Origin of the sequence: Pseudomonas japonica (assembly GCF_013522925.1) — a bacterium.
Lineage (GTDB): Bacteria > Pseudomonadota > Gammaproteobacteria > Pseudomonadales > Pseudomonadaceae > Aquipseudomonas > Aquipseudomonas japonica_A.
Map to the genome: position 1 here is coordinate 61581 of NZ_JAAMQU010000008.1, position 12961 is coordinate 74541.

A 12961-nucleotide genomic window follows, 5' to 3' on the forward strand; every position below is an offset into this window, starting at 1 on the left:
GCTACACTCGGCCCGTTCCCTGTGAGCCGGATCTGCGATGCCTCTGCGACAGCGTCTTGAAAACCTTCCCGTCGGGCAAAAACTGCTCGCCGCCCTGCTGGTGCTGATGGTGACGGTGCTGGTAGTGGCCAATCTCACATTTATCACTGCCGCCTACTGGATTTCCCACGAAAGCATGGCGCCTCAGGCCATGCAAACCATTGGCAAGCTGGTCAGCCAGCCCCAACTGGCCCAGCGGGCAGCGATCGATGCCGACGCGGCAAACGCACTGCTTCGCGAGTTGGACAGCTACTCTCCCCTGCGCGCCGCAGCCGTGTATAGCGCCGACGGGCAGCGCCTGGCGCAGCTGCAGCATGGCACCAGGCTGTCGCTGCCCAAGCATTTCGACGCGCTGGATGACTGGCGCCTCACTGAGTTCCGCAGCATACAAGTGGCCGAGCTACCTGCCCCCGGGGCCTTGCCAGGCAGCGCGCCCGGGCACCTGTTGCTGGTCGCCAGCAGCGAGTTGCCCATGGCGTTCTATACCGGCACTTTCACCGCCAGCCTGGGCATCCTGGTGTTCAGCGTGCTGCTGTGGATGGTGATCGCGCGGCAGATTCGCCGCCTGATCACCCGGCCCATCTACCAGCTTGAAGAACTGACCCGCCAGGTAACCCGCGAAGAAAACTATTCACTGCGCGCCGCGCCCGGCAACCATGACGAGATCGGCAGCCTGGCCGAAGCGTTCAACACCATGCTTTCGCGCATGGAAGCCCGCGAACAGCAGCTCAAGCGCGCCCGGGACGACTCCCAGGCGGCCTATGACGCCGCCCAAGGCCTGGCCGAGGAAACCCGCCATACCAACCGCAAGCTCGAGCTGGAAGTGGAGGTGCGCAGCAAGATCGAGAAAAAGCTCACGGGCTTCCAGAACTACCTCAACAGCATCATCGACTCCATGCCTTCGGCGCTTATCGCATTGGATGAGCAGCTGTACGTAACCCAGTGGAACAAGGAAGCGAGCGCGCTTTCCGGCACACCACTGGACGAAGCCCTCAACCAGCCGATCTTTCTGGCCTTCGAGCCCCTCAAACCCTTCCTGTCCCAACTCAGGACCACCGTGGAACAGCATCGGGTGGTCAAGGTGGAGCGCGTAACCTGGCTCAAGGACGACGTACCTCATCATTACGCCCTCACCTGCTATCCCTTGGCGGGTGGCGCGGGGCGGGGCGTGGTCATCCGCATCGACGACATTACCCAGCGCCTGTCCCTTGAAGAAATGATGGTGCAGTCGGAAAAAATGCTGTCAGTGGGTGGCCTGGCGGCAGGGATGGCCCATGAGATCAACAACCCTCTGGGCGCGATTCTGCATAACGTGCAGAACATCCGTCGGCGCCTATCGGTAGAGTTACCGAAGAACCGGGAGCAGGCCGAAACCGTCGGCGTGCCGTTCGACAAGATCACCCAGTACCTGGAAGCGAGGGAAATCCCACAGTTGCTCGATGGCATCCAGGGAGCGGGCGCGCGGGCGGCAAAAATCGTAACGCACATGCTCAGCTTCAGCCGCCGTAGCGATCGCCAGATGGCACCGTGCGACCTCCCCGCGCTGATCGACCAGGCGATCGAGATCGCTGGCAGCGACTTCGACTTGAGCATCGGCTTCGATTTTCGCGGGCAGTCGATCACGCGGCAATTCGACCCGCGGCTGGGGCCGGTGCCCGGTACCGCCAACGAGCTTGAGCAGGTGTTGCTCAACTTGCTCAAAAATGCCGCGCAGGCCATTCATCAGCGCGAAAACCCCACCGAAGCAGGGCGCATTGTAGTGCGTACCAGGCTCAACGGCGGCTGGGCGGAGCTACAGGTTGAGGACAACGGCGTGGGCATGCCGGAAAACGTACGCAAACGAATGTTCGAACCCTTCTTTACCACCAAGGAGGTAGGCCAGGGCACCGGCTTGGGCTTGTCCGTGTCTTACTTCATCATTACCAACAACCACAAGGGCCAGATGGAAGTGCAGTCCAAAGAAGGTGTAGGCACCTGCTTTACCCTGCGCTTGCCTCTGGTGCAGCCAGCCGTGGCCAGCGCCGTCGCATTGGGAGCATGAAATGGGATTCAGGCTATCGAAGATCTACACCCGTACCGGCGATACGGGGGAAACCGGGCTGGGTGATGGCCGCCGCGTCGCCAAGGACCATCCTCGTGTGGAGGCCATGGGCGAGGTGGACACGCTCAACAGCCAGCTGGGGTTATTGCTGGCCTACCTGGCAGACAAGCCGGCCCTGGCGGAGGTAATGACTGTCCTTGCCCCCTGCCAGCACCGCTTGTTCGACCTGGGAGGCGAGCTGGCAATGCCTGGACATCGGGCCCTGTTCGACACCGAAATCCAGCGCGTGGAGGGTGCAATCGACAGCTGGAACGAGGTGCTCGGCCCGTTGAAAAATTTCATCCTGCCGGGGGGGTCAGTATGCATTGCTCAGGCTCATCTGTGCCGCAGCCAGGCCCGCACTGCCGAACGGCGCTGCCAGCACCTGCACCGTGAGGAACCGCAGGAAGGCGTAGGCCTGGCTTACCTGAACCGGCTGTCAGACCTGCTGTTCGTGGCGGCAAGAATGATCGCCAGGCTGGAAGGGGTGGATGAAGTGCTGTGGGCGCAGCAACAGGGGCCAAGGTAGGCCACTCACCCTGTAAGCCGGCCGCGCTTCCAAGGTGAGCTGTTCCCAGGCTTGGCCTGGTGCTACACAGCTGGGTTTTGAGTCGGAGACGGCGGCACCGGCCAGAAGGCACGGATGCCGGCCACGCCCTGCGCGCCGGCGCTCCAGGCGCGATTGCGATCCTCGGGGCCTACGCCACCCAGCAGGAACACCGGCTTGCTGAAGCCGGCAATCAGCGCTTCGGCCTGTTCCCAGCCCAAGGGTGACGCCTCCGGGTGGGTTTGAGTGGGCTGCACCGGTGACAGGGTCACGAAATCCACGCCCATGCGCTCGGCGAGTTCGAGCTCTTCAGGACCGTGGCACGAAGCGGCGAGCCACCGGTCCGGCGGGAAAGGCCTGCCGTTGGCTGCGTATTTGCGCAGCTGGGCCGCCGTGAGGTGCCAGCCTGCGGCAGGAAAGTCCCCCAGCCACTCCAGTGGGCCCTTGAGCATCAGCTGCGCCTTGCCGGCACACAGCCCCACGGCATCGACCGCAAGGTCCCGATACTGCGGGTCATAGAGGTTAGGTGCACGCAGTTGCACCAGCCGCGTGCCCTGGGCGATGGCCGTACGCAGGCCACCGAGCAATTCCGGCCCTGGCAACCCCTCAGGCGTGATCAGGTAGGTGGAGGGCAAACGCGCTGCGTTGACAATCGGCAGGTTGGCCGCCGGGAAGTCATAGTTCACCAGCGCCTTTGGTGCTACCCAGGCAAGCGGTTGACCTTCGGCCCCGTGAGGCTCGCCGTTGAAGCCGTCCACTTCCCATACGTCCAGCAGCACCTGCTTGTCGGGGTAATCGTGGGCCACCTTGATCAGCGGCCGAGCGGCCGTGACCTCGATGCCCAGTTCCTCGGCCAGTTCACGTGCAAGCCCGGCATGGGCCGACTCGCCCTCCTCCAGCTTGCCGCCCGGGAATTCCCACAGGTTGCCCTGATGCTGCGCCGCGCTACGGCGAGCGATCAGCACCTTGCCATCGGAGCGGCGAATCACCGCCGCCGCTACATGAACCCGTTTCATACATCCTCCATGCCGCGCCAGTGCGTGCGATCAGGTGCGGTATTCGGCGTTGATTTTCACGTACTCGTGGGACAGGTCGGTGGTCCAGATGGTCTCGCTGCAGTCACCGCGGCCCAGCTCGATACGAATGCCGATCTCAGCCTGCGCCATCACCGCGGCGCCCTGCTCTTCGGTGTAGCTGGCCGCACGGCCACCCTGGCTGGCGATGCACACATCACCCAGGTACACGTCGATCTTGCTCACATCCAGCTCTGGCACGCCGGCACGGCCGACAGCGGCAAGGATACGGCCCCAGTTGGGGTCGGAAGCAAACAGTGCGGTCTTGATCAGGGGGGAATGCGCAACGGCATAGCCGACGTCCAGGCACTCCTGATGGTTGCCGCCGCCATTCACTTGCACGGTCACGAATTTGGTCGCGCCTTCGCCGTCCCGTACGATGGCCTGCGCCACTTCCATGCACACGTCGAATACCGCTGCTTTCAGGGCAGCGAACAGCGGGCCGCTGGCTTCGGTAATTTCTGCCAACGTCGCCTTGCCGGTCGCGATCAGCATGCAGCAGTCGTTGGTGGACGTGTCGCCGTCGATGGTGATGCGGTTGAACGACTTGTTCGCGGCGTCGCGGATCAGGTCCTGCAATACCGCCTGGGACACCTTGGCGTCGGTGGCGATGTAGCCCAGCATGGTGGCCATGTTCGGGCGAATCATGCCCGCCCCCTTGCTGATGCCGGTAACGGTGACGGTCACACCATCGTGGGTGAATTGCCGGCTGGCGCCCTTGGGCAGGGTGTCCGTGGTCATGATGCCGGTGGCCGCTTCGGCCCAGTTGTTCTCGGACAGGTTATCGAGGGCAGCCTGAAGCGCGCCTTCGATCTTTTCCACAGGCAGCGGCTCGCCGATCACACCAGTGGAAAACGGCAGTACGGCAGCCGCTTCAACGCCCGCCAGGCGCCCCAGGGTTTCACAAGTGCGGGCGGCGGCTTCCAGCCCGGGCTGGCCGGTGCCAGCGTTGGCATTGCCGGTGTTGGTCAGCAGGTACCGTACTGGCCCGCCCACGCGTTGCCTGGCCAGGATAACCGGCGCCGCGCAAAAGGCGTTAAGGGTGAACACGCCAGCCACGGTAGCGCCCTCGGCACAGCGCATGACCACCACATCTTTGCGGCCCGGTCGCTTGATGCCCGCCGAGGCGATGCCCAACTCAAAACCGGGAACGGGGTGCAGGGTGGGCAAGGGACCGAGACCGACAGCCATTGATGACTCCTTGAAAAAGGGACGAGCCCTGAAAGATAAACGCCGCGACGACAAAGCCGGCGCGGCGTGATTCAACAGCAAACCAACAGGCTATTCAATACGCCCGTGGCAATGCTTGAACTTCTTGCCCGAGCCACACCAGCACACTTCGTTGCGCCCCAGCTTCTGCTCGTTGCGCAGCGGCGCCAGTGCCGCTTCCACCGTGCCTTCCGCGCCCTCTACAAGCACTTCGGGCTCGTCCAGGCCCGGGGCCTCGGCGTGGCGGAACTGCATGCGCTGCGCCAGCTCCTCGGCTTCGCGGCGCAGGCGGGCTTCTTCCTCGGCCGGGTCTTCGCGACGAACCTGAACATGCGACAGCACACGGATGGTGTCGCGCTTGATCGAATCGAGCAGCTCCTGGAACAGCGTGAAGGATTCGCGCTTGTATTCCTGCTTGGGGTTCTTCTGGGCATAGCCGCGCAGGTGGATCCCGTGACGCAGGTGGTCCATGGTGGAAAGGTGGTCTTTCCACAGGTCGTCAATCACACGCAGCAGGATCTGCTTCTCGAAGGTACGCAGAGCCTCGGCGCTTGCCTGGGTTTCCTTCTCGTTGTAAGCCGCGAGAATCTCGGCCAACAAGCGCTCACGCAGGGTTTCCTCGTAGAGCTTCTCGTCTTCGTCGAGCCACTGCTGGATCGGCAGGCTGACCGCAAAGTCGGCCTGCAGGGCAGCTTCCAGCCCGGCGATGTCCCACTGCTCCGGCAGCGACTGCGGCGGGATGTGCTGCGAAACGATGGTGTTGAGCGCGTCTTCGCGGAACTCGGCAATGGTGTCGCCGATGTTTTCGGCGGCCAGCAGGCTGTTGCGCATGTGATAGATCACTTTGCGCTGTTCGCTGGACACGTCGTCGAACTCCAGCAACTGCTTGCGGATGTCGAAGTTGCGACCCTCGACCTTGCGCTGGGCCTTCTCGATGGCATTGGTGACCATGCGGTGCTCGATGGCCTCGCCGGACTGCATGCCCAGCGCCTTCATGAAGTTCTTCACGCGGTCCGAGGCGAAGATACGCATCAGCGGGTCTTCGAGCGACAGGTAGAAGCGGCTGGAACCGGCGTCCCCCTGGCGACCGGCGCGGCCACGCAACTGGTTGTCGATACGACGGGATTCGTGACGCTCCGAAGCGATCACGTGCAGGCCGCCCGCCTCCAGCACTTGCTGGTGGCGCTTCTGCCAGTCGGCCTTGATCTGGGCGATCTGCTCTTCGGTGGGGTTTTCCAGCGCCGCCACTTCCACTTCCCAGTTGCCGCCCAGCAGGATGTCCGTACCACGGCCAGCCATGTTGGTAGCGATGGTCAGCGCACCGGGCCGGCCGGCCTGGGCAATGATCTCGGCTTCCTTCTCGTGGTACTTGGCGTTCAGTACCTTGTGATCGATACCTTCCTTCTGCAGCAGGTTGGACATGTGCTCGGAAGTTTCGATGGTGGCGGTACCCACCAGCACCGGGCGGCCTACGGCCATGCATTCCTTGATATCGGTGATGATCGCCGCGTACTTCTCTTCCGCGGTGAGGTACACCAGGTCGTTGAAGTCCTTGCGCGCGAGCGGGCGGTTCGGCGGGATCACCACCACCGGCAGGTTGTAGATCTGCTGGAATTCGAACGCTTCGGTGTCTGCGGTACCGGTCATGCCCGATAGCTTGGTGTACAGGCGGAAGTAGTTCTGGAAGGTGGTGGAGGCCAGGGTCTGGCTCTCTGCCTGGATCTTCAGGCCTTCCTTCGCTTCGATGGCCTGGTGCAGGCCTTCGGACAGGCGACGGCCTGGCATGGTGCGGCCGGTGTGCTCGTCGATCAGCAGGATGCCGCCGTCCTGGACGATGTATTCCACGTTGCGGTGGAACAGCTTGTGGGCGCGCAGGCCAGCATAGACGTGGGTCAACAGGCCCAGGTTATGGGCGGAGTAAAGGCTTTCGCCTTCAGCCAGCAAGCCGGCCTGGGTGAGCAGTTCTTCGATGAACTGGTGGCCCGCTTCGTTGAGCTCTACCTGGCGGCTCTTCTCGTCGATGCTGAAATGGCCCTGCTGGGTCACCTCGCCTTCCACTTCCTCGATGTGCTGCGTGAGGCGCGGGATCAGCCGGTTGATCTCCATGTACAGGCGCGAGCTGTCCTCGGCCTGGCCCGAAATGATCAGTGGCGTACGGGCTTCGTCGATAAGGATCGAGTCCACTTCGTCGATGACCGCAAAGTTCAGCTCGCGCTGGTACTTCTCTTCGAGGCTGAACGCCATGTTGTCGCGCAGGTAATCGAAGCCGAATTCGTTGTTGGTACCGTAAGTGATGTCGGCGGCGTAAGCGGCGCGCTTGTCTTCCGGCGGCTGGAACGGCGTGACCACGCCGACCGTGAGGCCTAGGAATTCATACAGCGGGCGCATCCAGTTGGCATCGCGGCGGGCCAGGTAGTCGTTCACGGTGACTACGTGCACGCCCTTGCCAGACAGCGCGTTCAGGTACACCGCCAACGTGGCCACCAGGGTTTTACCCTCACCGGTGCGCATTTCCGCGATCTGGCCTTCGTGCAGGGTCATGCCGCCGATCAACTGAACGTCGAAGTGGCGCATGCCCATGATGCGCTTGCCGGCTTCGCGGCACACGGCAAAGGCTTCGGGGAGCAACTGGTCGAGGGTTTCACCTTTGGCGACGCGAGCCTGGAACTCTGCGGTCTTGGCGCGCAGTTGCTCATCCGAGAGCGCGACCATCTTCTCTTCGTGGGCATTGACGATACCGACCGTCTTGAGCATGCGTTTCACTTCACGCTCGTTCTTGCTTCCAAAGAGTTTTTTCAACAAAGGCGCAAACATATCGGCTGGATCTTCCACACTTAGGGATGGAGGGCGGCCCCAAGGAGTCGCCCGTGCAGCCCTCATGGCCGCATGCGAACGAGCATTCTACCCGGAAACGATGGAGAGGAAAGTGGCGACGCCACATGCTGGCACAGCGCTTTTACGGGGCGGGTTTACAATAAGGCCTTTTTTTTCAACTTCAAGCGCCTGAAGCAAACGTCATGGCAAAACCGTGAGGTTTCGTGCTTGTGTCCATCTGTTACCATGCTGGCCCACCGGAGGAAACCCGTTCCATGGCATTCCGTCCTCACCCGGCGCGCCCGCCCGCCGTCCTGCTGCGCGAGGCCCGGCCGCTCAAGGCCTTGCTTAGCCAGGCCCAGCGCCTGGCCACGATCAAGCGCCTGCTCGATACCCAGCTTCAGCCCGCCGCTCGCGAGCACTGCCACGTGGCCGCCTGGCGCGAGGGTAGCTTGCTGCTGGTGGTTACCGACGGGCATTGGGCCACGCGTTTGCGTTACCAGCAGCGGCGCTTGCAGCAAGGTTTACAGGGTTTGCCTGAATTTGCCGGGCTCACCCGAATCCTGTTCAAGGTACAACCCAGCGTTGGGCCAAAACGCGCGACAGGGCCAGGGCTGGACCTCTCCGATAGCGCTGCGGACAACCTGCAGGCCACGGCTGAAGGCATTACCGACCCCAACCTGCGGGCGGCGCTGGAACGGCTGGCCAGCCACCGGCGCAAATAATCGAACCGGCCCCCAATAAAAAAGGCCACCCTAAGGTGGCCTCAAACAACAGAGAGAAAAGGTTCGAGCTTAAACCGCCGCAACCGGGCGCATGTAGGAGATCGGCGCGGTACTCGCGTCTTCGAAGGTCACCACTTCCCATGCGTCCTTCTGTTCGATGAGCTTGCGCAGCAGCCGGTTGTTCAGGGCGTGCCCTGACTTGAAGCCGCGGAACTCACCGATCAGGCTGTTGCCCAGCAGGTACAGATCGCCAATAGCGTCGAGGATCTTGTGCTTGACGAATTCGTCTTCATAGCGAAGACCGTCTTCGTTCAGTACGCCTTCCTTGTCGACGACGATGGCGTTCTCCACGCTGCCACCGAGCGCCAGGTTGTGCTTGCGCAGGTATTCGATGTCGCTCATGAAGCCAAACGTGCGGGCCCGGCTCACTTCCTTGACGAAAGAGGTGCTGGAGAAGTCCACAGTGGCACTCTGGGTGCGATCCTTGAATACCGGGTGATCGAAATCGATCTCGAAACTCACCTTGAACCCGTCGAAAGGCAGGAAGGTGGCGCGCTTGTCGCCGTCCTCCACCGATACCTCACGAAGGATGCGGATGAATTTCTTCGGCGCGTCCTGTTCTTCCAGGCCAGCCGATTGAATCAGGAATACGAAGGGACCGGCGCTGCCATCCATGATCGGCACTTCCGACGCGGAGAGTTCGACGTAGGCGTTATCGATCCCCAGGCCGGCCATGGCCGAAAGCAAATGCTCCACGGTGTCTACCTTGATGTCCCCCTGGATAAGGGTGGTGGACATGGTGGTTTCACCGACGTTTTCCGCACGCGCGGGAATCTGGACCACTGGGTCCAGATCGGTACGGCAGAACACGATACCGGCATCCACCGGCGCGGGCTTGAGGGTAAGGTAGACCTTTTCCCCGGAATGCAGACCGACACCGGTGGCACGGATGATGTTCTTCAGGGTGCGTTGTTTAATCATGGCAGTGGCCGCTTCAGCGCAAGTTGCGAACTGGTATCAACAAAGGCTGGCGATAATAGCAGACCCGGCCTTTGCTGAACACCAATCACCCTTATACCCCTGATAAATTCCATTAATCGGCCTGGCGACGCAGGAATGCCGGGATGTCCAGGTAGTCCAGGTCGTCGTTCGGGTTGAGCTTGGCAGCAGCGGCGGCACCGGCGTGAGCCTGGTTACGCATTACCGTCGGGCGCTCCAGGTCGCGATAGTTGACCGCAGCTTGCTCGTGGCGAACCGGGGCAGGCGCCGGGGTTTGCTGAGCGACTGCGTTTTGCAGGCCGTTGTCGATGACCTTCACAGGCTTCTCGATCTTGGCGCCAAGGCCAGTGGCGACCACGGTCACGTGCAACTCGTCGCGCATGTCCGGATCGATCACGGTGCCCACCTTGACCATGGCGTGGTCGGAGGCGAAGGCTTCGATGATGCTACCCACATCGGAGTATTCACCCAGCGACAGGTCCGGGCCAGCGGTGATGTTCACGAGAATGCCGCGAGCACCCTGCAGGTTGACGTCTTCGAGCAGCGGGTTGCGAATGGCTGCCTCGGTAGCTTCACGGGCGCGATTCGGGCCGCTGGCGCAACCAGTACCCATCATCGCCATGCCCATTTCGCTCATCACGGTGCGCACGTCGGCGAAGTCGACGTTGATCATGCCTGGGCGCTTGATGATGTCGGAGATACCGCGAACGGCACCTGCCAGTACGTCGTCCGCCTTGGCAAAGGCAGACAGCAGGCTGGCATCCTTGCCCAGGATGGTGAGCAGTTTTTCGTTCGGGATGGTGATCAGCGAGTCAACGCTGTCAGCCAGCGCGCGGATGCCTTCGTCGGCGATCTGCATGCGCTTGCGGCCTTCGAACGGGAACGGACGAGTCACGACCGCCACGGTCAGGATGCCCATTTCCTTGGCTACTTCGGCAATGATCGGCGCCGCGCCGGTACCGGTACCGCCACCCATGCCCGTGGTGATGAACACCATGTTGGTGCCTTGCAGCACTTCGGCGATGCGCTCGCGGTCTTCCATGGCGGCCTGACGGCCGACTTCCGGGTTGGCACCCGCACCCAGGCCCTTGGTCACGCCGGTGCCCAGTTGCAGGATGGTGCGCGCGCCAATGTTTTTCAGCGCCTGGGCGTCGGTGTTCGCACAGATGAACTCGACGCCTTCGATGTTGCTTTTAACCATGTGATTGACGGCGTTACCGCCACCGCCACCGACTCCGATCACCTTGATGACCGGGCTTTGCGGGATGTTGTCTACCAGCTCGAACATGTTCCCTCTCCTTCAATTCTCTAGTTTTTTTCGCCTACTGCCGTTATCAGAAATTGCCCTGAACCCACCGCTTGAAGCGTTCAAGTACCGGCGCCTTGGGCTCGTCGCCGTAGCTGCTGTCGCGGCCAGTAAGGCCGGTCAAGGTCACGCCTTCGGATTGCTTCTGCAGGCCGTAGGTCAGCAGACCCACGCCTGTCGAATAGATCGGGTTGCGGATGACGTCTTCCAGCCCCCGAACCGTATGCGGTACGCCGAGGCGCACCGGCATGTGGAAAATTTCTTCAGCCAGCTCTACCGCGCCTTCCATCTTGGCGGTGCCGCCGGTCAACACGATCCCGGCCGGGATCAGGTCTTCGTAGCCGCTGCGTCGCAATTCCGCCTGAATCAATGTGAAAAGTTCGTCGTAGCGCGGCTCGACCACCTCGGCCAGCGCCTGACGCGACAGCTCACGTGGTGGGCGATCACCCACACTCGGCACCTTGATCGTTTCGCCAGCACCGGCCAGCTTGGCCAGGCAGCAGGCGTAACGGATCTTGATTTCCTCGGCGTACTGGGTGGGCGTGCGCAGGGCCATGGCGATGTCGTTGGTGACCTGGTCACCTGCGATGGGGATGACCGCGGTATGGCGAATGGCGCCTTCGGTAAAGATGGCGATGTCGGTAGTCCCGCCGCCGATGTCCACCAGGCAAACGCCCAGCTCCTTTTCGTCATCCGTGAGCACTGAATAGGCCGACGCCAGTTGCTCGAGGATGATGTCGTCGATTTCCAGGCCACAGCGGCGCACGCACTTCTCGATGTTCTGCGCGGCGTTCACGGCACAGGTCACCACGTGCACCTTGGCTTCCAGGCGGACGCCCGACATACCCAGCGGCTCGCGCACGCCTTCCTGGTTGTCGATCACGTAGTCTTGCGGCAGGGTGTGCAGCACGCGCTGGTCTGCCGGGATCGCGACCGCCTGGGCGGCATCGAGCACGCGCTCCAAGTCGGCGGTGCTGACTTCACGGTCGCGGATAGCCACGATACCGTGGGAGTTGAGGCTACGAATGTGATTGCCCGCCACGCCCACGAAGGCGGAGTGAATACGGCAGCCCGCCATGAGCTGGGCTTCCTCCACCGCGCGCTGGATCGACTGCACGGTGGACTCGATGTTCACCACCACGCCTTTCTTCAGCCCGCGGGACGGGTGCGTGCCGATCCCGACGATCTCCAGGGTGCCATCGGCCGCGACTTCGCCTACCAGCGCCACCACCTTGGAGGTGCCGATATCCAGCCCGACGATCATTTTGCCGCTTTGCGCGTTTGCCATGTCCTGCCTCTTGTCAATTCTTCGCCACGGTCGGTACCGCTGGCGCCGCCGCGTTCGGGTCACGCCAACCCACGGCCAGGCCGTTGGCATAGCGCAGATCGACGCGGGCGATATTCGTGATCTGGTCTTTTAGGGTCTTGTCGTAGATGGCGATGAACCGGCGCAGCTTTTCCACCAGATGATCACGCCCCAGCAGCAAATCGAGCCCTGGCCCGGCGCTTCCTGCGCCGGTGGTCAGGAACCAGCTGCCGCGCTCACGCAATTCAAGCCGTGCTATGGAGAAACCAAGAGGCCGAAGCATCTGGCTGAGCACTTGATACTGCTGCATGACCTGTTGCTGAGCACGCTGCGGGCCAAAGAGCTGCGGCAGGTGCTCATAATTGGCCAGCTCGCGCGGTGCGAACGCCTGGCCCTGATTATTCAGCAGTTGCCCCTCGCCCCAGCGAGCAACCGGCAGTTGTTCTTCAAGGCGGATCACCACCTGGTCGGGCCATACGCGGCGCACCTCGGCGTGCGCGATCCAGGGCATCTGCTCCAGTTCGGTGCGCATGCTCGTGAGGTCAATGCTGAAAAAGCGCGCATTGGCGTAGGGGGCGATCCGCTGCTGCACGGCCTGCTGGCTCACGTAGCTGAGGTCGCCCTGCACATTGATCTTCGAGACCGGCCGGTCCAGATAAGGCATGGCGCGCTGCGCGCCTTCGTAAGTACCCGCCGCCAGGGCGAGCAACAGCAACGGCCACAGGAGCCGCTTGAAAAACCCGCCGCTGGCACGCGGCAAGCGCACCGATACCGGCTCTTTGGCCACCATGCGGCTGGCACCGCGGGGCGGCGCCTTGCGAGCGGGCATGGGCTGCTGATGACGAAGGGACGCGCCGCGCATG

The 12961-nt window shown here is 62.5% G+C and carries 10 protein-coding genes; 3 read left to right on the plus strand and 7 right to left on the minus strand.

Annotated features, from left to right (window positions below; genetic code table 11):
* Positions 1-37: 37 nt before the first annotated feature.
* Positions 38-2080: a sensor histidine kinase gene (locus G7016_RS14235; RefSeq protein WP_181115338.1), complete on the plus strand. Its 2043-nt coding sequence runs from the start codon at positions 38-40 to the stop codon at positions 2078-2080.
* 1 nt (position 2081) lies between these two features.
* Positions 2082-2648: a cob(I)yrinic acid a,c-diamide adenosyltransferase gene (locus G7016_RS14240; protein ID WP_181115340.1), complete on the plus strand. Its 567-nt coding sequence runs from the start codon at positions 2082-2084 to the stop codon at positions 2646-2648.
* A gap of 62 nt (positions 2649-2710) precedes the next feature.
* Here the strand turns inward: G7016_RS14240 and G7016_RS14245 are convergent, their stop codons facing one another.
* The 3 genes from G7016_RS14245 to secA all read right to left on the minus strand — a co-directional run bounded on the left by G7016_RS14245 (position 2711) and on the right by secA (position 7762).
* Complete coding sequence (locus G7016_RS14245; protein ID WP_181115342.1) at positions 2711-3682, minus strand: Nudix family hydrolase; 972 nt, start codon at positions 3680-3682, stop codon at positions 2711-2713.
* A gap of 30 nt (positions 3683-3712) precedes the next feature.
* Entirely contained in the window at positions 3713-4930 is a 1218-nt protein-coding gene (gene argJ / locus G7016_RS14250) for a bifunctional glutamate N-acetyltransferase/amino-acid acetyltransferase ArgJ (protein WP_181115344.1), read from the minus strand.
* Positions 4931-5020: 90 nt separating this feature from the next.
* The gene (secA, locus tag G7016_RS14255; protein ID WP_181115346.1) at positions 5021-7762 is read right to left on the minus strand and encodes a preprotein translocase subunit SecA; all 2742 of its coding nucleotides are present in this window, start codon (positions 7760-7762) and stop codon (positions 5021-5023) included.
* A gap of 275 nt (positions 7763-8037) precedes the next feature.
* Here secA and G7016_RS14260 point away from each other — a divergent pair, with 275 nt between their 5' ends.
* On the plus strand, positions 8038-8487 hold the full coding sequence (locus tag G7016_RS14260; RefSeq protein WP_181115348.1) for a DUF721 domain-containing protein: 450 nt from the start codon (positions 8038-8040) through the stop codon (positions 8485-8487).
* Positions 8488-8556: 69 nt separating this feature from the next.
* Here the strand turns inward: G7016_RS14260 and lpxC are convergent, their stop codons facing one another.
* The 4 genes from lpxC to G7016_RS14280 form a co-directional block, all read right to left on the minus strand.
* Positions 8557-9468, minus strand: coding sequence for a UDP-3-O-acyl-N-acetylglucosamine deacetylase (gene lpxC / locus G7016_RS14265; protein ID WP_181115350.1), 912 nt, complete (start codon positions 9466-9468; stop codon positions 8557-8559).
* A 112-nt stretch (positions 9469-9580) separates the two neighbouring features.
* The gene (gene ftsZ / locus G7016_RS14270; RefSeq protein WP_181115352.1) at positions 9581-10774 is read right to left on the minus strand and encodes a cell division protein FtsZ; all 1194 of its coding nucleotides are present in this window, start codon (positions 10772-10774) and stop codon (positions 9581-9583) included.
* A gap of 46 nt (positions 10775-10820) precedes the next feature.
* Positions 10821-12080, minus strand: a complete 1260-nt coding sequence (ftsA, locus tag G7016_RS14275; RefSeq protein ID WP_181115354.1) for a cell division protein FtsA — start codon at positions 12078-12080, stop codon at positions 10821-10823.
* Between the two features lie 13 nt (positions 12081-12093).
* Positions 12094-12960 carry a cell division protein FtsQ/DivIB gene (locus tag G7016_RS14280; RefSeq protein ID WP_181115356.1) on the minus strand — a complete coding sequence of 289 codons (867 nt, stop codon included), beginning with the start codon at positions 12958-12960 and terminating at the stop codon, positions 12094-12096.
* Between the last annotated feature and the right edge of the window lies 1 nt (position 12961).

Bases quoted from the DNA above. Each gene is read 5' to 3' on its own strand.
- G7016_RS14235 (WP_181115338.1), top strand. From the start codon at position 38: ATGCCTCTGCGACAGCGTCTTGAAAACCTTCCCGTCGGGCAAAAACTG.
- G7016_RS14240 (WP_181115340.1), top strand. From the start codon at position 2,082: ATGGGATTCAGGCTATCGAAGATCTACACCCGTACCGGCGATACGGGG.
- G7016_RS14245 (WP_181115342.1), bottom strand. From the start codon at position 3,682: ATGAAACGGGTTCATGTAGCGGCGGCGGTGATTCGCCGCTCCGATGGC.
- argJ (WP_181115344.1), bottom strand. From the start codon at position 4,930: ATGGCTGTCGGTCTCGGTCCCTTGCCCACCCTGCACCCCGTTCCCGGT.
- secA (WP_181115346.1), bottom strand. From the start codon at position 7,762: ATGTTTGCGCCTTTGTTGAAAAAACTCTTTGGAAGCAAGAACGAGCGT.
- G7016_RS14260 (WP_181115348.1), top strand. From the start codon at position 8,038: ATGGCATTCCGTCCTCACCCGGCGCGCCCGCCCGCCGTCCTGCTGCGC.
- lpxC (WP_181115350.1), bottom strand. From the start codon at position 9,468: ATGATTAAACAACGCACCCTGAAGAACATCATCCGTGCCACCGGTGTC.
- ftsZ (WP_181115352.1), bottom strand. From the start codon at position 10,774: ATGTTCGAGCTGGTAGACAACATCCCGCAAAGCCCGGTCATCAAGGTG.
- ftsA (WP_181115354.1), bottom strand. From the start codon at position 12,080: ATGGCAAACGCGCAAAGCGGCAAAATGATCGTCGGGCTGGATATCGGC.
- G7016_RS14280 (WP_181115356.1), bottom strand. From the start codon at position 12,960: ATGCGCGGCGCGTCCCTTCGTCATCAGCAGCCCATGCCCGCTCGCAAG.